This is a genomic window from Haloferax sp. KTX1 (genome assembly GCF_902410085.1).
Classification (GTDB): domain Archaea; phylum Halobacteriota; class Halobacteria; order Halobacteriales; family Haloferacaceae; genus Haloferax; species Haloferax massiliensis.
On record NZ_CABPRH010000005.1, the window covers coordinates 186,667 to 206,960 of the forward strand.

Below are 20,294 nucleotides of genomic sequence, written 5' to 3' on the forward strand. Positions count from 1 at the left end.
TTCGGTCTTCTCACCGCGGCGCTGACCGAGCCGTCACAAATGTTACCAACAAGCATTATATACCCGCCATCTGTACGCTAGGAGACATGACTAAACGTCATGGCAGCAACAATATCGATAGACGGACAGTGCTCAAATCGCTCGGAGCGGGTGCGGTGGCGACCGTCGGCGGCCTCGGACTGAGCGGGACCGTCAGTGCGGACGAGAGTTCCACGCACTACCACAACCCGGTCGGGCCGATCGGTTTCGGCGACGTGTCGATCATCGAGGACAACGGGACCTACTACGCCTACGGAACGGAGACGCCCCAAGACATCATCCCCATCGCGGAGTCGACGGACATGTACAACTGGTCGTACATCGCGCCGGCGCTCACGGAGACGCCGGGCTGGCACCCCACGGAATCGGACCCGGGCTGCTGGGCACCGGATATCCGATACCACGACGGCCAGTACCACCTCTACTACTCATTGTCGGTCTGGGGCAGCGACAACGCCGGAATCGGCCTCGCAACCTCGGACACACCCGACGGCCCCTTCACCGACCAGGGACCGGTCATCGAGAGCGGCGACCTCGACCTGACGAACTGCATCGACGCGGACACGGTAATCGTCGACGGGCAACCCTGGCTAGTTTGGGGCAGTTACGAAGGCATCTACGCCGTCCAGATGAACGGCGCGATGGACGATATCGTCCCCGGCACCGAGTTCCAGATGGCGGGCCAGATGATCGAGGGACCGGTGATGCTCCAGGACAACGGGTACTGGTACCTCTTTTACTCCTCGGGGCAGTGCTGTGAGGGGTACGACAGCACCTATCGCCTCGAATGCGGCCGCGCGACGTCGTTCACGGGGCCCTACTACAACCAGAACGGCACGGACCTGCGGGACCTCACGGAGACCCACCAGGGCGTCCCGATTCTGGAGGGCAACAGCGAGTTCACCGGCCCGGGCCACAACGACGTCTTCCAAGGACCTGACGGCGACTGGTGGTGTTTCTACCACGTGGAGGCGACCGCCGACGACGAGACGCGCTACATGATGCAAGACCGCATCGAGTGGGACAACAACGACTGGCCGGTCATCGCCTGCACCGGCGTGCCGAGCAGCGAGGCCCCCGTCCCAGGCGAGCCCTCGGGCTGTGAGAGCGGTCCCATCTCGGACGGCACCTACGCGATCACGAACGTCAACAGCGGCAAACTGCTCGAAGTTGCCAACGCCGGAACGGCCGACGGCGACAACGTGCGCCAGTACGCCGACACCGGGAGCGCGTGTCAGGACTGGGACGTCACGGCGAACGGCGACGGTACCTACGCGATCACGAACGTCAACAGCGGCCTCTGGCTGGAGGTCGCGAGCGCCGGCACGGCAGAGGGTGACAACATCCAGCAGTACAGCAACACCACCCACCCGACTCAGGCCTGGACTATCGAAGACGCGGGCGGCGGTGAGTACCGCCTCGTCAACGCGAACAGCGGGCTGCTCGCCGAGGTGGCGAACGCGGGCACCGCCGACGGCGACAACGTCCAGCAGTGGAGCGACAACGGCGGCGCACACCAGCGGTGGACGTTCACCTCGGTCTGACCGAGCGCCTGACCGGACTCACAGCACGGCGTCGCCCTCGTCGGCGTACTGCAGGTGGTCGGTGACGAACGACGCGCCGACGCCGTACATCTCCGGAGTCCACAGCGGCTCACTGCCGAGCGACGGAGGAAAAAGACACCCAGAGATTACGCGGTTGTGGTCTCGGTGCGTGCATCACTTCCGTTTGACGCTCGGTTTCGACGGCCGAAATTCACGCGAGCGGAACGATAGTCGAGAAGACGAGCACCGAAGCGATTCCCGTGACCGAGATAATCGTCGTCAGCGCCGTCCACGTTTTCAGCGTCTCCATCTGCGTCAGACCGCCGATCTCTTTCATCAGCCAGAAACCGGAGTCGTTGTACCACGAACAGATGATGCCGCCCGAGCCGATTGCCATAACGAGGTATGCGGTGTGTACGTTGAGCTGGCTCGTCAGCGGGGCCATGATACCCGCGGTCGTCAGCATCGCGGCCGTTGCCGACCCCTGTGCGATGCGGACGATAGCGGCGATAAGCCACGCGGTCACCAGCAGTCCGATGCCAATCCCGCGGAGGCTATCGGCGATGTACGGACCGATTCCCGACGCAGCGAGCAGCGCACCGAACGCGCCACCCATCGCGGTGATTGCAGCGATGTTCCCACCGCTCTTGAGTGCTTCAGTAAGCTCGTCTTCCCACAGCGAACGCGAGAGGTCAGACCAGCGAAGGTACGTGAGCGCCGCTGTAAGCCCAGCAATCGTCATGGCGACGTTCTTATCTCCGACGAATGCGATTCCCGGTCTGACGACCGCGAGCGACGGATAGAGCGGTTCGAGTGTGTTGAGAATCGTAAGCGAGCTCACTAACGCGACCGCGAGGATTATCGGGAGCGCGGCCTCGAACGTCCCCGGAAGCGAGCTACTGCTCTGCTGTGCCCGTTCTTCGAGTTCTTCGGTCGTCGTTCCCATCGAGTCTCGAAGCGGAATCTCCATCCGAGCGTTGGCCCAATGGCCGAAGACGAGCCCGGACATCGTCGCCGAGGGAATCGCGACGGCCACGCCGACAGCCATCGTCATGGCGAGGTCGGCGCGCACTTGACTAGCGACTGCCAGCGGCCCCGGAGTCGGTGGAATGAACACGTGCGCCGCAGAGCCGCCGGCGCCCACGGCGATGAGGTACAACGCGTAGTTCTTTCCGCGGCGTGCACGCATCGAGCGTGCGAGCGGAGCCAAAAGGAACAGGACGCTGTCGAAGAACACCGGGATCGAGAGGACCGTGCTGCTCCCCCACAGCGCAAATTCCGAGTTCTCCCTCCCGACGAGCGATTGGAACGTCCGCACGATACGTTGAGCGGACCCACTTTCGAGCATCGACTTGCCGATGATCGCCGCCATGAGGATCGGAATACCGATGCCTTCCATCCCGTTTCCGAACGCCGCTGCCGTTCTCGTCGCCGCATCGACGAGCGCGAAGTCCGAGACGAACACCGAGTTGACGATGCCGACGGAGAACGCGGCGAGTCCTAACCCCACGAACGCGGGGAGGTCCCACACGACGAGGAACAGTACAACTAGTATGAGCCCGACTACGAACGTAAGTAGCGGACTATGGACGAACTCCACCGTCATGATCCGTCTTCCGATCAATCATGTTAGTTAATAATTGTTACTATGTTTCACTGCTTGATTATGTGTACTGTTCGGAGAAATATATTGTTCCCTGAGGTAATCTGCGAAGTCGCTGCCCGTGGTTTCTTCAAAGTCGGCCCACGTGTAGGAGGTATGGAACGAGTCCTAGCCGTCGTAGACCCATCGGAGACCTCGAAGAAGGTCGTCCGCGAGGCCGGTTCGGTGGCCGAACAGATGGATGCCGAAGTGGTCCTCATCCACGTGACGACGGAAGACGAGTACAAAGCTCGACGCGGGACGATGGAGACGCTCCTGAGCGCTTCGAGGAGTTACACACACGACGACGCGCGAGAGGGGGCGACGAAGTTCGTTCACGACCTCGGACGCGAAGTGCTCGCTGATTTCGAGGTGGAGTACCGGGCGGTCGGGTCCCTCGGCGACAAGGCCGCCGAAGTACTCGATACGGCAGTCGAAAACGAGTGCGACCATATCTTCCTCTCCGGACGTCAACGGTCGCCGGCGGGTAAGGCTATCTTCGGTGACACCACGCAGCGAGTCATCCTTGAGTTCGACGGATTCGTCACCGTCACTACTCGGTGAACCTCGTCTCCCGGAGTCGTCAGTAAGTATCTCTTGCCCGGCGAGAGAACTCAACCACGGACCGTTCGGTTGGTGAAGTACGCACGTGAGCAGACGGATCACCATCGATTCTGTTCTCCTTCGAGACCACCTCTAGCCGACTCACGCGAAATTGAAAGCGACCCCTCGACTAGCGGCATCGATTGCCAACATCTCGTTTGCTATCTGAGAATTTTCATCGGCCGCACACAAATAAGCGTTACACAATTATTTGTGTAATTGACTGGGCTGATCTCATCCGAATATCGACATTTTAGGCGCTGAAGAGAGCGCTGCGTCGAGAGTTCCGATACGCGCAGGATGACAGAATGCATCGGATTCTCCGACCGCACCTATCGGCACGCCCCCCACGAACGGCGAACTCGCTTGGTGATTCATCTCGGAGATAGTGGAGTTGCGAATAAGGCGCTACGGAGACTGGTTTCGGCCACGCGCTAACTCGTGGCCTCGGACGAAGGGTCACGGGTGGGAGCAGAGCCCCGCTCTGGGAGGTGCCGTACTCGTATCGAATCGCGGATAGTCGTTCTGAAAGGAAGAACAGTCGAGATACCGCGAGTCGGCGTGTGACCCCCCAGAACGCGTACACCCACCGAGAAACAGACCGACAGCTAACTCCCGTCGCGTATTCGGCAAAAGACCGCGAAGGCTTGACCGCTGTCCGAGGCTTTTTCCACGCGATGTAATGATGCTTCCTCTGGGGTTGCACCAACTGAGGTTGCCATCCCAAAGAGAGATGCAGTCCTTCACTAACTTGTTGATTCGTTCCGATGGCACCGATAATTGAGATATTGGTTATAAAACGGCACTCATTCCATACTTTGAAAGACTCTCAATAATCAGGTCCCTCATCACTTCACACACATACGAGTCTTCCACTGCTGATGTTTTCGTCACAGTTCGGTAAGACGATTGTGTTACATACCTATGTCTGTAATTTTAACCCGACTGATGATATTGTGCCCGTTCTGTGATGAAATAACCACGAAACGAGCCCCTTCAATTGTCCATCTACCGTTACTCGATTCATAGTTACAAAATTCAGTTGAGAACTGGCAAAGGACACGCTAGCGATAATCTCCCAACATTACTTTGGCTTAAGACAGCTAACCACACGACAGGTGACCGACCAGCACCGACAGCAAAAACGGACCGACGTTGTTGAGAGCGCACGACACACTACTATCTGCCGTGCGCTTCAGCTATCCATCGGACCGAACGGAGACACCTGCGTAGTAGGCGACACCGCTGATGATTCCGCCGATTGTCACCTCGACGAGGCTTACGGCCGGGTCGCGACCAAGGGCGACGAAGGCCGCCAGGAGGAGGAGAGACGACACCACGGCAACGATGAGAGCCGCCACTCCTGCAGAGACGCGTGTTCCAAATCCAGTTTTGACAGTTGCCATTGTTTAGAGCTCACCTTGCCCGTATTAGATATACGGGATGTCTATGTTAATAATATCCCCGCTCTCGTTCGGCCCACACACATCAAGTCCAGACGACTTACAGATCGTCGCGGCGAGGTCGTCTCCACATCCCGACGCTTTCTCAGCGACGTAACAGACGGCCTTGACGAACGTAACACAGCCAACTGCCCCAATGACGCTGATTCCGAGGAGTCCACACAGGAACCCACCGAACGCGCCACAGACGTTCCGACAGATGAGTTTCGAAGCGTAGTAACAACCGCTGCACGAACTGATGTTTAATACGTCCGGGAGGTCCGGGTAGTCGATCTGCGTACTGACGTCCTGTGTCGAGACGGCTTGTGTACTCTGCGTCTCACTAAGATCATCGATGAGCGTCCGAACTGCCTTCTCGTTTGGTTCCGCTGTCGTCTTCGTAAATGGACCATCAGTCTCTTTGGGACTGCTTGAAGCGACGGACGGGGCCGCTGCAGAGGAGTCGTTGCCCATGAGGTCGTACCGTTCGAGTTTCTTGAACACACCATCTTTGTGGTAATGCTCGATGTCGAGTTCCGCGACCACTGTCTCGTGAGACTCAGAGTGCCATCCGAGGATAATGCCCGCACGGGTGTTTTCCTCTGCACCCTGCAGTTCGTACGAGGCGACCTCTCGCTTGAAGTTCTCCGCGTCGACACCACCGACATTGAGTTCGGTCTTCCCCCAACTGAACGAGTATCCGAGCTCTTCCGCCTTTTGTCGTAGTTGCTTGAACGCATCCGTCTTTGCGATCGCGTGTGCGACCTTCTTTTTCTTCTTGCCGTCGTAGATTGTGACCGGATCCGGGTTATCTCCGTTTGCAGCTGCGACCGAGACATTGAGCGTCGATCCGATACCGACCGAACCGAGTGCTGCCATGCCTTTCAGTACCTTGCGCCGATTAGGTTTGTCATCTGTCATCTGCATTCGGTTCGTGATAGTCCACTCACATAAGTTTTCGCAACAATTACTGGGTCACATATATACGCGATGGGGATGTACTCTATGCGTATGGCGACTAATCTAAGGCAGGCAGTACGAGTCTATGGCTCACTGCTCGTTCTCGTGACTGGTCTTCTCTGCGGTGGTTTGACTATCGCCTTATTCATCTCGGCCTCCTGGGTGGTTGAAACGCTTGGCTTGGTTGGATTTGGACTCTATGTTGTCACAACTATCCTCTGCGCAATCCTCTCGTTTATGTTTGACCTCATTGGGAACGCGAAAGAAGCGTTCGCATAGTCCGGCTGGGGGGTCTGCTGTTGCTTACGATCTGAGTTACTTGATGGGGTAGCGCTATAGTCAATAGAACCACTAAATCATCTTCTGAGAATTCCTCAATTGCTTGGAAGTGGCTTGTAATGTGATGTCGCTCCTCAGCGTTGCTTAGTGATAGTTCATACAAAGGAATGATCTCCCTCCGCGCTCACTGAGGCAAATAATGACAATGCATTTTAATTTCTGATATAATATATTTTATGGCACTAACTTTATTATCTGGACGATCGGGTAGTAAATCGATGGCTCAAAGAAAAAAAGCCTGAGCCGGAGAACAGTACTTAAAAATATGGCAGCAGGTAGCGCGTTGGTAGTAGCTGGTAGCTCCTCTGCTTCCGCAACGCCAGATGGTGACTACACTGGACACAGCTATGATACATTAACACACAAATCAGCAGGTCGTGTCAGTGGTAACATCGTCCAAGATGGGACAGATCTCCGAGGCGAACTCAAAATTGCTGGATTCAACATTCCTCTCAAAGAGCTACAAATGACGGAGAACTCTCACCCTGCAGATGATTATTACGGGGTATTAACTGATCCGAAATATGAGAAAGATGAAACTCCTCTACGAGTAACGTTAACAAAACTCTATGATCAATTCAATGGAATGATTTCCCGACCAGGGGGGAAGTTTGGACACCTTGGGTTCAACCTCTATGCTGACGATGGTCATAGAGACCCAGACCTCGCACAGGAAAAGCATGTAATGCGTCCCCACTGGACCAACTCGCAACACGACTTCACAATCCCAAAGAGAGGTCTTCCAACGGATACTGGGCTTAAACGGTTGACTAAGCTGGCGGATAACTCGCCACTGTATTCAATCAAAGGTGATGGCCAATGACTGAGAACGAAGGCGGAATTCTAGCAGAGACGAAGTGGAGCGACAACACTTTCGGAAGTTACAGTGATTGCGATAGCAGTGTCTCACATTCTTTCGAAATGAAGGCCGGTGTTGCAGGTCATAGTCCGAAAAGCTACGATCAAATTGAGTCTCATGAATCAAACCCGTGGGAGTTCTTCTGCCATTTCTCCGAGCTTCCGGAATCACCCATGTTCAGATTCTGTGACAATGGTAATACAATGGAGGACTCCCGACCTCGCCCAGTAAACTTCCAGTTTGATATTCAGGCAAAAGACTACTACAACGGAGACCAAAATTACGATGAAATCAGCTTAGATCGTCCTAAGCCACAAAATAACGAAACAGTAACCAAAAGTCACGACTGGTTTGAGACTGTTCTTGACATCGCTGGTACGTCCTCAAATGTATATGTGGGTGTTGGAGCCGCAATTGTCAAATTCCTAACTGGTGATGGTAAAGAAACCGATGTAACGCCTACCGAGAATCACACTGAGTTTGTATTCGATATTCCTCTAAAGAAAGAATACGATAACCTACCCCAGAAAGAAAGTGATGGGGCTCATTCCGCCCAAACTCATCTAACAGTATTCAACGACATGCCGCCAGGTGATTCTTACTCACTCATATTCAACCCAGAATATACGTTCGAAGTTGTAGAGCAGATTGATGCTAGCCCATGTAGCTGTGACAACTTCGATTGGAAAACGTACACAACCGTACCAGGGACACCACTCTATCCCGAATTTGAATCGGTCTAACCGCACTCACGGTCGTATTTTCATCGGTCACAACCGTTCGAGGAGATCTCGATATTATCTCCCGGTGCGATTGTCACAATGACTTCGGTGTGTGTATCATCTGGAAGACATCCTGCAGTAATCGTCTTAGAAGATTCTTTAGCAGGGGATTCAGGACTCGCCTTGACAGTCACCTCAGCTTCGTCCTGCACCGCCCGAACCGCACCAATAGACCTCGACACAGAATCCGGCCCTGCTTGGAGTGTTACAAATTGGTGAAATACCGTCGCATCGTCTTTCAAGAGCTCGACAGTGACTGCAGCTGGCGATTCCCGACGGTTGTTATTCACGATAATATCGATTGTGTTCCGGGTTTCTTGATCACTGGTCGTCGAACATCCAGCGGTTAGCACCAACACACCTGACCCAAGCATGGTGAGCAACCCACGTCGTGTCGCCATATTAACTAATATTGAACACTGGCACAAATAGGTACTGTCTAGTTAGGCCAGTTTGAGAAGCGAGCAGTTCGTAGATTTAGTGCTTTGCTTGACCTAGAACTGCTTACAGAGTCGTTTGAAACGGCGAATTATGAATGTTGGCAGCTCAGTTGAGAGTTGCTAAACTGTGTGCCAGCGATAATGCAACAAAAAATAGATAACAGATTGACTCTTCCTTGAGAGTACATGCAAATTGCTGTACTGGAGACACTCCGACAACCGGAGTATACCGGCGAGAACAGATGTGAGCCGTGTACGCTGTTGAATCTCGTCATCGCCGCGATACTCGGTTCAGTTATCGCACGGAAATCCAAACTTGGCGGCGCAGTCGCAGTTAGTATCTCGATTGCGCTGATCTATCTCCGTGGATACCTTGTTCCAGGTACACCAACAGTAACGAAGCGCTATCTTCCGCCAGCAGTACTCCGATGGTTCGGAAAAGATCCGGGGCCAGAGTTAGCGACTGGCATTGGAGGCGACAACACGGCACCGCAGCCGTCATCAGGAGACCAGTCACAATCAACCACCCAGCCCACGTCAGCGGTCGACGATGAGTCGACAAATGGTGCAGATCGCACAGCCGAGTCAAAGTCCGATTCTTCGGGAGAAGAACTTGAGACCTTCTTTTTGGATCATGGTATCCTTGAGCCCTGTACGGACGCGGATGACCTCTGTTTGACCGATGAGTTCGAGGCAGATTGGACTGCGGCGACCGACCCACTACTCGACTCGGACATCACAGGAGAACTGGTCGCAGAGACCTTCGGGATGGAGGCAGATACGCACGAGGCGTTCGAACTCGTCGAACAAGACGAGGCGCAGATTCTTCAGTCCGACTCCGAATGGGTTGGCCAGTGGCCATCCCGTGCAGCCCTTATCGCAGATATTGCAGCCAGTCGTGTCCTTCAATCGTGGGTCCCGGGATGGAACAGTTTCGACGCAGAAGAACGAGGACCGATTCTCAACAGTTTGCGGATGTTCCTCGAAACGTGTCCGACGACCGGTGGCGACATCCAACTCGGCGAGGAAGTCGTCGAGTCGTGCTGTAGTTCTCACAGGGTCATCGCGGTCAGTTGTGAGGAGTCCGGCGAACGGCTTTTCGAACACCCACTTCCAGACTCTGAATAGCATATAGACAGATAGGACATTCTGGTGAAAACCTGTAAACCGTGCACAGTACTAATTTCCTATGATTCGGGTCAAAACGAATACCGCATTGATAGAAGCGGGTACGGGAATACTCTCGATGGTCAGGGACCACTGCCGTAGAGCACTATTAGCAACGTCAGGAAGAAAAACGTGGATGCCAGTAAGATAGAAAAGCTAATCCAGCGAGTATTGGACGGGTTTGAGGAAACTGCGTATCCGGCGATGATCGGAAACGAAAAGTGGAGAAGGAAATCAACGAGCGCGAAGTCTTTTGAGACCCCGTCCGGATGAATGACCGAGAAGGTAATAGCGATAGATAATATTGCGAACGAAAAACTAATCGTCGTGAGTTTTGACTTTATCCCTCGGGCGGCGGCAACAAGCCCGGAATACAGAAAGTATGAGAGAAACCTGAGTCCAAGTATGATTGCTACGGACAGCGGGTTAGTATATTGACTAGTAAACCAGTCAATCATAATCGTGAAATGTGACCGCAATGCTATATTTTTTCTCATTTGTCATCTTGATGATTTGTCGTATAACCTTGTATAGCATAGTGGAAGAATAATGAATATTGGCTCTATTGAAATCCTTCAGCGTTGACATTGAAGAGAGCGCTCCATCTGGCTAGTTTCCGTGGGTCACAGTGAAAACTAGTCTCTCAACAAATCGCAAGACTGAAACAGGGTTTCAACAGAGCCTGAATATTCTATTAGCGGTGCTAGTTGGTGGACTCTCGTTCCATATGACTATGATTCATCAAAATACGCCCAAGTACCACTGTGTGAGTTGTAGTCCTGACTCGTATTTCCGACATCCGTGCTTTCGTGATCGATGCTAGAGTGACCGTCCTCCCAGAAATCGACTACCGCTTGCCTCGCTTGGTCAATCTTGAAATTTGTGTCAAGATACGGGATTAGCCCGTGGTCACAGGGGTCTCGATGAGCTTGGCCGATCGCGGCAATATCATCGAAGGGAACGTCGTACAATCTAACGTGATACTGTCTAGTAGTACAGATAGGGTTGGGAATGAATCTCATTACGTGCTTATCATTACTTTTCGTATCTCCGTCGGGAAGATTAACGTATCTGGATTCGCGATGAATTGCGAGGATGATGTTTCCGGGAAGCCAACGTCCGCCACCATCGCCGTTTTCCATGTGGTTCTTTATTGACTGTGAGTCCTCTGTCTCCCATGCAACGTTCAAGGGAGCCCCCCGATTTTGCATATTCTCCGCATCTGATTCTTTTGCGTAATGATACAATGGAACGTTTCCCTCAATATCTGGAACATGCAGTACATGGGACCCCCCACCCTTAGCTTTATGAATTTTATCTTCTGAATTCATTTGTTCTTCTTTGGTCCCAATCACGTTTCGTTCCTTCACGATATAGGTGGACTTCTTCCCGGATCGAACTTCCTCTTTCACCTGATCTTCAGGAACAGAGATTGGTTCGAACCGGAAGACGGGATCACCATACCGTTCGGCAAGGTCTGGGCTTTTGAAAGTACGTTTATAAATATACTTACCTTTAGAATCGGGATCTGGCTTGATTTTATGCTTTGTTTTCCCCTTGGCGTATATCGGCAATCGGTTTTCGTTGTCTACACTACCAGTACCCGGAGGTGCTTTGTTTTTTGTACCCTTCTCTTGCTGACCAGAACTCACCACACTAATCCCGCTTAGTGCGATCGATGCTCCAACGCCTTTCAGCAGCGAACGTCGTTTAACCATCGTCTACATGTGAGAAATCCAACTATCGTCATAAAAGTGTTTTCCAGACTGAATTTGTCTAAAATATATATTTATCGGGCATCACTCCCACCGTCTTTATATCTCATAGAGGCTGGATATCATCAACAAGAAAATCACGGCCACCCCGGGTTGGGAAAGGGGATTACAACAGGTGAATCCTTTTTAGACGTGCTTGGAGAGGTGTTCGCCGCAGAACTTAGTCGGTGCTCCGACTTGGCCTCCACAAACGGTACGTCCCCGATCAACAGGCGACTGCCCCAACCTGAACTGAGAGAGTCGTTCCAGAGAAGAGCGTCTTGGCATATTACGTACCGCTCCCCATACCCATTGGGGTTACATAACGAACCATTTTGTACGCTCCCAGTTTGATAGTTAATTAGCTATGTGCGAGCGTTCCGACCTAGGTCCGAAGCGGGACGGGGAGCGAGTCCGAATTGGCACCGAGATGACTGTGTACTGTGGCCTTATGGACAAATAATGGTCACTTCCTTTCCTATCACCGATTCGTCGACTGTGTTACTCGTCGGTACTGACGACTGGCTCACGCGTTTCGCCGCGACGCTTGAGTCTCGGACTGACGCAACGGTACGGACAGTTGGCACCAAGGAAGAAGCCCTTGAGATGGTCCGAGAGCGGACCACTGACTGTCTCATCAGCGAGTACGTACTCGAAGAGGCAACCGGACTCGAACTTCTCAGAGACATCCGGACTGAAACCAGAACGCTTCCAGTATTACTCTGTACCGCCGCAGGGAGCGAAACCCTCGCTAGTGAGGCAATAAAAGCCGGTGTCACCGATTACGTCGCACTCACAGACCCGATAGAACAGATGGCAGACGACCTCATCGAACGAACTGAACGCGCCATCCGAACTGTACAGCGGTCGGCCACGAGACAGGAACGGGCCAGACAGTTCGACGCGATGTTCAACGATTCGCGGACCGCGACGTGGGTACTTGATCTGGATGGTTCACTTGCCCGCGTGAACGAGACAGCACGGGAGATGGTCGAAGCGGACGTTGAAACGATTGTTGGTGAACCCTTCTGGACGCTTCCGTGGTGGGCGGCCCCCGATTCAACGAACGCGGATGTACAACAAATCGTGGAGAACGGACTCGATGGGAAACTCGGCAATGCCGTCGTCACACAGCCACCACACGTCGAGGATCCACGCGTCATCGATCTCTCCGTACACCCGGTCGAGAACGAGTGTGGTGACATCGTCTCGATCGTCGTCGAGGGCGTCGACATCACTGCGCGTGTCGATCTCGAACGCGACCTCCGTCAATCGGAGGAGCTCCATCGTGTCACGCTCAACAATATGACCGATACGGTTCTCATCACGAACGAAGACGGCGAGTACACCTACGTCTGTCCCAACGTCCACTTTATCTTCGGCTATACGGCCGAAGAAATCCACGAGCAAAGGACGATCGACGATCTCCTTGGCGCGGATCTCTTCGACCGTAAGGAGCTCGCAGAGGACGGAGTTCTCAAGAACATCGAGACGACTGCGACAGACAAGGCGGGTCGCGAACACACCCTCCTCGTCAATGTTCGTGAAGTCTCGATTCAAGACGGGACGCTCCTGTTTAGCTGTCGGGATATCACGAAACGCAAGCAACGCGAGGAGGCGCTCGCAACCCTCCAAGAGACCGCCCGTGATTTCCTGTACGCCGAAACGCACCAAGAGATTGCCCAGCATGTCGTCGACGGCACACCCGGCGTCCTCGATCTGGATGCGAGTGCGGTCTATCTCTTCGATGCTGATGCCAATGAACTCCAACCCGCGGCCCGCTCGGCGACGATGAAGGAGCTCAACGGTCCGCTCCCCATCGTTCACGCCGACGGCGAAACGCTACCGAGTTATAGTTTCGTCGAGGATGAGGCGCTGTTCTTCGACGACGTTCACGGGGCAGACCGGCTCGAAAACCGGGCGACTGACCTTCGCAGTACAGCCTACATTCCACTCGGCAACCACGGCGTGTTCGTCGCTGGCTCGGACCGAGTCGGCGTTTTCGACGACGTAGCCCGGGAACTGGCAGACCTTCTCGCTGCAACCGCTGAGGCGGCCCTGGACCGCGTCACGCGGGAGTCCAGACTTCGAAAGCAGGATCGCACACTTCAGGAGCAAAACGAACAGCTCACCGCGCTGAATCGCATCAACGAGACCATCCGAGAGATCGATCAAGCGCTCGTGCAAGCCGAGACGAGAGAGGAAATCGATCATACGGTCTGCGAGCGGTTGACCGGCGAGGACCGGTTCTGGTTCGCCTGGATCGGCACGATTGACCGGATAACCGACACCGTCGAGCCACGGGCCTGGGCGGGCAACGAACAGGGGTATCTTGACAGCCAATCATTCGCCATCGGCGAGCCGGGTGCAGAGCCAGCCGGCCAAACCGCGGCCACTGGCGACGTGACGATGGTGACAAACGTCGCCGCCAGGCTTCGTGAGGACCCGTGGCGGAAGGCCGCACTCGCTCGTGACTACCTTTCCGTATTGAGTATCCCTCTCGTCTACAACGACCTCACATACGGGGTGTTGACTGTCTACGCACCGCGTCAAGGCGCGTTCGACGACACGACGAAAGCTGTCCTTGCTGAACTCGGCGAGACCATTGCGTCTGCGCTCAGTGCTATCGAACGAAAGAATGCACTGCTCACGACGTCGATGACGCGCGTTGAGTTCGATATCGATGATTCGGCATTCATCCTCTCAAGGCTCGCTCAAGATGCAGAGTGTACACTCTCGTATCAGGGCGGCGTCCAGCAATCCACAGAGGGAAGCTACGTGTTTGTGACTGTCGACGACGGAGCGGTAACTGCCGTTGCCGACGCTGCCTCGAAGTTGGTCGGGATTGATGAGGTCCAACAGATTAGTGTGGATGGTGAGGAGGGTGTGCTACGGCTTCGGCTCACACAGCCGTTTCTTGCCCTGGAACTGGCCGATCATGGTGCCGTCTTCCGCGAGGCAACTGCCGACCAAGCGTCCACGACCCTCATCATCGACATCCCGGATGGTATCGACGTCCGGACGATCACACAACTCGTCCGGGACACGTTCTCCACTGTCGAACTCCGTTCGAAACAGGCTCTGAATCAGTCCTTGGAACGCGACTTGTACTCGAAGTTCCTCGAAAAGCTGACTTCGCGGCAACTCGAAGTCATTCAGACGGCATACTACAGCGGGTTCTTCGAGTCACCACGCGAGAACACGGGCGAGGATGTTGCGGAGACACTCGGAATCTCCCCACCGGCGTTTTATAAGCACTCCCGGACCGTCCAGCGCAAACTGTTCGAAACGCTCTTCGAGGAGAACAACGTCTCAATTCCGTGACCTACGGGGTTCAATAACTAACCATAGTTTTTGGAGGTGGTTGGGTGATTAACAACCAGATATTCCCTTATACACCTATTACTCCCATATAGAGTACCGATTCCCAGCTGGTACTCGTGAACTCACAATGAGAGATGTCGACACTGAATCAGACGAAGAGGCGCCCTACGAGTGCTTCGAGTGTGGAAAGATCATCATCGCGGAGGATAGCCCGGGTCAGTGTCCCGACTGTAGCGGCCCGATACGAAACCGACGAATGCCGCTCGAATGACTATAACATCGAAATCCGACACGGTCAACGACGAGTCGGGAGACTAGACTGAATCGGAATCGGCACTCGAAACCGCCCGCAACCAGCGGCATCACGCTGCCAACCATCTCGGTATTAACCCGCACATCGTCGAACGGCTCAGCTATCCTAAAAGGTCCACGAGGTAGCAATTCCCATCGAGCGACGGGACAGCCGAAGTGTTCACGGGCTGCCGCGCTCAGCACGACAGTGTCAGAGGTCCGTATAAAAGTGAGCTTCGATACCACCCCGACGTGACCAGCGACGAGTGTGTCGGCCTCGGCACGTGGATGGCTTGGTAATGCGACGTTATCGGGCCAACCGAGACATCTCCGCCCCGGATACGGGGGCCATCGGTTCGAGGATATCGACGCGCGTGGAAATGAGCGAAGAAGGGTCTTCCACTTCGACGCGCGTTCCGCCGGGATAGATATCTTCGGGACGAATTCCGACGGTTACCTCGTCATCCACGTCCACAGCCTCGATAGACGCCGGATCGGACGCGAGCGAGAAGTTCGCCGTCGAAAGCGAGTCTTCTGTGACCGTCGCCTCGGCGAAGTTCATCGACGACGAGCTGATGAAGCCCGCGACGAACAGGTTCGCCGGCTCGTTGTGACTTTGACGCCGGTTACTCCGCCGTCTACTCCGGGGCCGGTACTTATTCGACTCGGCCCGAAACAGTCCCGCATGAGTAACAGCTCGCTTGGCCGCCGGCGCGATTTCCGGGACCTGTTCGACCAGCTTGACGGGGTCGCGCTTTGGACGGTGTCCACCCCCGGCGAGTTCGACTACATCAGTGCCGGCTTCGAAGACATCTGGGGGATTCCCCCCGAGGACGTCGTGGATGACGTCACGCGGTTGCTCGACGCCATCCATCCAGAAGACCGCGACCGGGTGCGACGGAACATCGAGGCCTCGGCCCAAGGGGCCCACGACGAGGCGTACGAGGGTCGTGTCGTCCGACCAGACGGATCGATTCGCTGGGTGCTGACGCGACAGGTGCTCCTCCGCGATGACGATGGCGACGTCTCGGAGGTCGTCGGTATCTGTACGGACATCACGGAGCAGAAACGACGGGAGCGAGAGCTCGAACTGCTGAACCGAATCGTCCGCCACGACATCCGCAACGATATGGGAATCGTACTCGGCTGGGCCGAGATGCTCGAAGACCACGTCGATGCCGGCGGGAGCCAGTACCTCCAGAAAATCCTCGACAGCGGTGAGCACGTCGTCGAACTCACCGAGGTCGCGCGCGACTACGTGGATACGGTCGCATCGAACGACAGTCTCACCGTCGAGTCGGTCCCGCTTCGCTCGGTCCTCGAAACCGAGCTATCACTTCGCGAGGAGTCTTTCCCGGAGGCGGCGTTCGTAGTCGAGGGAACGCTCCCCGACGTCGAGGTCGCCGGGAATAGCATGCTCAGTTCCGTGTTTCGGAACCTCCTGAACAACGCCGTCCAACACAACGACAAGGACGCGCCTCGCGTCGAGGTCTCGTGTACGGCCCGAGCGGACGGCGTCGAGATTCGAATCGCCGACAACGGGCCGGGAATCCCCGACGACAAGAAAGACATCGCGTTCGGGAAAGGAGAGCGAGGTCTCGGGAGCCCCGGGACGGGTCTCGGGCTCTACCTCGTCGACACTCTGGTCACGCAGTACGGCGGGTCGGTCCGGGCCGAAGACAACGAACCGACGGGGGCCGTCTTCGTCGTTGAACTCCCGCGCGCCGACTGACTCGACTGCGGTTTCTGTGGGACAGTACGACACCGCCCTTGGGGTGGAGACGCCGCGCGACGTCGCCGTGAGGGCAGAAGAATGCGGTGACGGGTTGGAGATTCACTCACCGCCGAGGCGCGCCGGTGGGACGACACCCGGTCGGCCGAGTCGGAAGCGGTCACCGACTTCGACCTCCTCGATCACGTGCGGGTACTCGAACGTCGTCGCGGCCTTCGAGAGTGCGCCGGGGTCGGCGTGAATCGACCGCCAGCGCCGCCAGTGCTCGGGAATCAGGCGGTCGATGCCGAGCGCGTTCGCGGCCTCGACGATCTCGTCCGCGTCGTTGTAGAGTTTGCGCGTGACGACCTCGCCGTCTTCGACGAGGCGGGCGTCGGTGCCGTAAGATAGCATTCCGAGGTCGATGTCGAACTCCGAACCGATCTCGTGGAACGCCTCACAGGGTCGGTTGTCGCCGCCGTGAAAGACGGTGCCCGTCTCGTGCTCGATAACGTACGTCACCGTGCCGTCCGCGTCCGGGTCGCACCCGCCTCTGACGTGGACCGTGAGGTCGCCGACCTCGTAGCTGTCGCCGGGTTCGACGACCGTCCGCTTCGCCTCGTCGATTGCGCTCACGTCGAAGTTCTCGTAACACTCGGCGGGTGCGTGGACGGAGCCGCCGTGGTCGAGAAGCGGCCCGAACGAGGGCGGCCAGAAGTGGTCGCGGTGGTCGTGGGTGCAGAAGACCGCGTCGCAGGCGTCCGCCCACTGCGGCTCCATCGGCACCGGCGACATCCGCGCGACGTACTCGCGGTCCCGCTCGGTACTGAAGTAGGGGTCGATGTAGATGGCGGTCTCCGGCGTCCGTATCGCCCAGCCGGCGACCCCGAGATACCACAGCGAGACCCCTTCCTCGACGTCGACGCCGTTGAGTTCCTCCCGAGCCCACCATTCGCCCCAGTCGCTCGTAATCGTCATCGTACGCTCCGCGCCGCGCTGCCGAGTTCGCCGTGATCGTACATGTGACAGCGGTCCGCACGGGACCTGTAAAAACTTCCGGCGCGGCGAACACGCACCCCGATGCTGACCCGAATAAGCTCACCGTACGACGGTCTCAGACCCATTCCAGTTCGTGGGGGCTCAGTCGTCGATATCAGCGAACGTGACTCCCGTAATCTCGAACCGTGCCCCGCCGGCATCAGATTCGGTGACGCTAACGCTCCACCGGTGGGCCTCGGCAACCTGCTTGACGATAGCGAGCCCGAGTTCGAGCAGTCGCTCGTTAATCGCGAGGACGACCCGGTCGCTGTTTTCAGCGAGGACGCCGATGCGGGGTTGGGCACGTCCCCATGCGCTACCTCTAAAATGAGCCGTATCATGTGACAGTACTCACGTCGAGACCGTTCACCTTCCTCCTCGGTGGCGTTCTCCTCTCTCGAAACAACGGCACTGATGACTTATTTTCTGAGCCAGAAAACCAGCGTTGGCGGTTATACCATCGGGCCGCTTTCTCTCATCCATGGGAGTCCTCCAAGCCCTCAGACGGACACCGGGTGCGCTCAAGCGTGCTCCGGGTCTGCTGGTCCCACAACTGATCGTGTTCGTACTGCTAGTACCCCAACTGCTGTTGCAGTCGTCGTACCCACTCATCTCGACGTTCTACTCGTTGGGCATCTCCGCAGTTCTCCTCCTCGTGACACCCTTCATCCAGGGCGGCATGTTCGGGATGGCGGACGAAGCCCTTACCACCCGCAGCTCGCTATCACGTTTCATCGCCGACGGGAAGGCCAACTATCTCTCGTTGCTGATCGCCTACGTACTCTTGCTCGTCGTCAACGGTGTCATCGGTGCAGTCGGTGTTGCGGCTGGCTTCGGGGCGTTCCTGGCTCACGGCTCCATCGGGACGGTGTTTATCGGTCTGGTGGCCATTGCGGGGCTCCTGTATCTCGCCGTGGCGTTCTTCGTCCAGTTCTACGGCCAGGCCATCGTCATCGACGGTGCGTCCGCAATCGACTCGTTCAAGCGGAGTTATCGCGTCGTCCGGGAGAACCTTCTGGCGACGTTCGGTTACATGCTTCTCACAATGGTCATCGGCGCGCTTTCCGGCGGTGTCTACGCCGGCGTCTCGCTCTTGGCTAGTCCCGAGGCCGCTTCGACGGCTGGCCTGCCGACGCTCTCGACGCCCCTACTCGTCGTCGTGGGGGTCCTCGCGGCGGTCATCGGTAGCGTCGCGTCGGCGTTCATGCTCACGTTCTCCGTCGCCGTCTACGACGAACTGACCGGGTGAACGACGGCGCACTACGCAGTCGTTCGTTTGCCCTCAAGAACTCTGCTCCCGTCTGGTGGAACAGATTATTGATCTTCTCAGCGTAGCGGTTTCGACGGATTTCCGATCTCGAAAGCGCGCATCGGCCTCAGGTGTATATCGCGACGAACGAACTTTGGCCGTGTCCCGCGACATTGTCATTTCATGGACGGTGTTGCTTTCTTCGTTCTCTTTCTACCGGCGGCTCTCGTTGCGGTTGTGTTCTTTCCGTTGACCGTGGCCGTCTCGTACTGTCTATAATTGAGACAAATCCCGCAAGAGGTACGTTCTCTGTCTGTCGGACGACCTCCGGGAGTATCACCTGTTGGTGGATACAACGACGTCACACCTCCGCGACTACAGGCACTATCGAGCGGAACCCGAAGCGATAGCAGTGGCTCAGGATCGGCTATAAAGCGAATAGAGGATACAGACCAGCCCGACGACTTCGATGAGTCTGTTCAGTATGGGGGCGTAGTACGTGTACACAACCGGGCCGAACCCGAGCGCGGTTCCGGCCGATGCGACCGTCAACGATACCACGAACGGCACGGCCGTGAGGAGGACCAGTCCGACCGCGAGCCACAGCATCGGCTGGCTTCGATTGCGTCGGTACCCGCGGTAGGCTTGAAAGACGATGGCAAGGCTGAGAACCAACGCCAGTAACGTCACCGCCAGCAACACGAGGTAGTTCACGTACAGGTCCATGCTGGGTTGAACCATCTCAGATTCCCTCCCAGAGGTCGGTGAAGCGATCGGCCGGGTCTTCGGCCCGCCCCGTGTCGAGGCTCACTGAGATGTCTCCCTCGTCAACTTCGACGGTAAGACTGTCGAGTCGTGCCTCGAAGATGCTGTAGTGGTGGCCGTTCTCACCGATTTCGGTCCGTTCTGCGAGTAAGTCACAGTTGATGAGCCTCTCCGTGCGCCGGTATATCGTGGGCAGGGAGGCATCACATCGATCGCTCAAGGTTTTGGCGGACATCGGTTCGATGCTCGTCTGAGCGAGGATCGCACGCGCGTACTCGTCATCGAGGAGCGCGAAGATTTCCTCGGTGGAGGGATCCTCACTCACGTCGGATACTTCAGGGCGGA

18 protein-coding genes and 3 pseudogenes are annotated in these 20,294 nt (G+C 56.2%); 11 read left to right on the plus strand and 10 right to left on the minus strand.

Going from position 1 to position 20,294, the window contains the following annotated elements:
- Positions 1-86: 86 nt before the first annotated feature.
- Positions 87-1,583, plus strand: a complete 1,497-nt coding sequence (locus FY251_RS10535) for a family 43 glycosylhydrolase (protein WP_255516664.1) — start codon at positions 87-89, stop codon at positions 1,581-1,583.
- A 211-nt stretch (positions 1,584-1,794) separates the two neighbouring features.
- Here the strand turns inward: FY251_RS10535 and FY251_RS10540 are convergent, their stop codons facing one another.
- Entirely contained in the window at positions 1,795-3,189 is a 1,395-nt protein-coding gene (locus FY251_RS10540) for a GntP family permease (RefSeq protein WP_148414684.1), read from the minus strand.
- Between the two features lie 153 nt (positions 3,190-3,342).
- Here FY251_RS10540 and FY251_RS10545 point away from each other — a divergent pair, with 153 nt between their 5' ends.
- The gene (locus tag FY251_RS10545; protein ID WP_148414789.1) at positions 3,343-3,789 is read left to right on the plus strand and encodes a universal stress protein; all 447 of its coding nucleotides are present in this window, start codon (positions 3,343-3,345) and stop codon (positions 3,787-3,789) included.
- 1,238 nt (positions 3,790-5,027) lie between these two features.
- On the opposite strand, the gene FY251_RS10550 is transcribed toward FY251_RS10545, so the two are convergent.
- Positions 5,028-5,234, minus strand: a complete 207-nt coding sequence (locus FY251_RS10550) for a hypothetical protein (RefSeq protein WP_148414685.1) — start codon at positions 5,232-5,234, stop codon at positions 5,028-5,030.
- Between the two features lie 24 nt (positions 5,235-5,258).
- Positions 5,259-6,191: a halocin C8-like domain-containing protein gene (locus FY251_RS10555; protein WP_255516666.1), complete on the minus strand. Its 933-nt coding sequence runs from the start codon at positions 6,189-6,191 to the stop codon at positions 5,259-5,261.
- Positions 6,192-6,281: 90 nt separating this feature from the next.
- Between FY251_RS10555 and FY251_RS10560 the strand changes: the two genes are divergently transcribed.
- From FY251_RS10560 to FY251_RS10570, 3 genes are all read left to right on the plus strand, one after another.
- A complete protein-coding gene (locus tag FY251_RS10560; protein ID WP_148414687.1) occupies positions 6,282-6,509 on the plus strand; it encodes a hypothetical protein in 228 nt (75 codons plus the stop codon).
- A gap of 325 nt (positions 6,510-6,834) precedes the next feature.
- A complete protein-coding gene (locus tag FY251_RS10565; RefSeq protein WP_148414689.1) occupies positions 6,835-7,392 on the plus strand; it encodes a hypothetical protein in 558 nt (185 codons plus the stop codon).
- Positions 7,389-8,171: a hypothetical protein gene (locus tag FY251_RS10570; RefSeq protein ID WP_148414691.1), complete on the plus strand. Its 783-nt coding sequence runs from the start codon at positions 7,389-7,391 to the stop codon at positions 8,169-8,171. The genes FY251_RS10565 and FY251_RS10570 overlap by 4 nt, the downstream gene beginning before the upstream one ends.
- Before the next feature lie 20 nt (positions 8,172-8,191).
- On the opposite strand, the gene FY251_RS10575 is transcribed toward FY251_RS10570, so the two are convergent.
- Positions 8,192-8,611: a hypothetical protein gene (locus tag FY251_RS10575; RefSeq protein WP_148414693.1), complete on the minus strand. Its 420-nt coding sequence runs from the start codon at positions 8,609-8,611 to the stop codon at positions 8,192-8,194.
- Between the two features lie 225 nt (positions 8,612-8,836).
- On the opposite strand from FY251_RS10575, the gene FY251_RS10580 reads away from it, so the two are divergent.
- The gene (locus tag FY251_RS10580) at positions 8,837-9,778 is read left to right on the plus strand and encodes a hypothetical protein (RefSeq protein ID WP_148414695.1); all 942 of its coding nucleotides are present in this window, start codon (positions 8,837-8,839) and stop codon (positions 9,776-9,778) included.
- A 770-nt stretch (positions 9,779-10,548) separates the two neighbouring features.
- On the opposite strand, the gene FY251_RS10590 is transcribed toward FY251_RS10580, so the two are convergent.
- Entirely contained in the window at positions 10,549-11,535 is a 987-nt protein-coding gene (locus tag FY251_RS10590) for a hypothetical protein (RefSeq protein ID WP_255516667.1), read from the minus strand.
- 498 nt (positions 11,536-12,033) lie between these two features.
- On the opposite strand from FY251_RS10590, the gene FY251_RS10595 reads away from it, so the two are divergent.
- The 3 genes and pseudogenes from FY251_RS10595 to FY251_RS23100 all read left to right on the plus strand — a co-directional run.
- Positions 12,034-14,895, plus strand: a complete 2,862-nt coding sequence (locus FY251_RS10595) for a bacterio-opsin activator domain-containing protein (protein WP_148414698.1) — start codon at positions 12,034-12,036, stop codon at positions 14,893-14,895.
- Between the two features lie 127 nt (positions 14,896-15,022).
- Complete coding sequence (locus FY251_RS10600; protein WP_128081438.1) at positions 15,023-15,166, plus strand: rubrerythrin-like domain-containing protein; 144 nt, start codon at positions 15,023-15,025, stop codon at positions 15,164-15,166.
- Positions 15,163-15,483: pseudogene (locus FY251_RS23100) on the plus strand (Glu/Leu/Phe/Val dehydrogenase dimerization domain-containing protein); the annotation flags it as partial. The gene FY251_RS10600 and the pseudogene FY251_RS23100, both read left to right, overlap by 4 nt.
- Before the next feature lie 52 nt (positions 15,484-15,535).
- Here FY251_RS23100 and FY251_RS10610 read toward each other — a convergent pair.
- Positions 15,536-15,799: pseudogene (locus FY251_RS10610) on the minus strand (ABC transporter ATP-binding protein); the annotation flags it as partial.
- Between the two features lie 72 nt (positions 15,800-15,871).
- Between FY251_RS10610 and FY251_RS10615 the strand changes: the two are divergent.
- Complete coding sequence (locus tag FY251_RS10615; protein WP_148414700.1) at positions 15,872-16,918, plus strand: ATP-binding protein; 1,047 nt, start codon at positions 15,872-15,874, stop codon at positions 16,916-16,918.
- Between the two features lie 102 nt (positions 16,919-17,020).
- On the opposite strand, the gene FY251_RS10620 is transcribed toward FY251_RS10615, so the two are convergent.
- The gene (locus tag FY251_RS10620; protein ID WP_148414702.1) at positions 17,021-17,875 is read right to left on the minus strand and encodes an MBL fold metallo-hydrolase; all 855 of its coding nucleotides are present in this window, start codon (positions 17,873-17,875) and stop codon (positions 17,021-17,023) included.
- A 162-nt stretch (positions 17,876-18,037) separates the two neighbouring features.
- Positions 18,038-18,163, minus strand: a pseudogene (locus FY251_RS24235) (sensor histidine kinase); the annotation flags it as partial.
- 313 nt (positions 18,164-18,476) lie between these two features.
- Here FY251_RS24235 and FY251_RS10625 point away from each other — a divergent pair.
- The gene (locus FY251_RS10625) at positions 18,477-19,184 is read left to right on the plus strand and encodes a hypothetical protein (protein WP_148414794.1); all 708 of its coding nucleotides are present in this window, start codon (positions 18,477-18,479) and stop codon (positions 19,182-19,184) included.
- Between the two features lie 417 nt (positions 19,185-19,601).
- Here FY251_RS10625 and FY251_RS10630 read toward each other — a convergent pair whose 3' ends face one another.
- Positions 19,602-19,925: a hypothetical protein gene (locus tag FY251_RS10630; protein ID WP_148414704.1), complete on the minus strand. Its 324-nt coding sequence runs from the start codon at positions 19,923-19,925 to the stop codon at positions 19,602-19,604.
- Between the two features lies 1 nt (position 19,926).
- Positions 19,927-20,274, minus strand: a complete 348-nt coding sequence (locus tag FY251_RS10635) for a helix-turn-helix domain-containing protein (RefSeq protein WP_042663114.1) — start codon at positions 20,272-20,274, stop codon at positions 19,927-19,929.
- Positions 20,275-20,294: the final 20 nt, after the last annotated feature.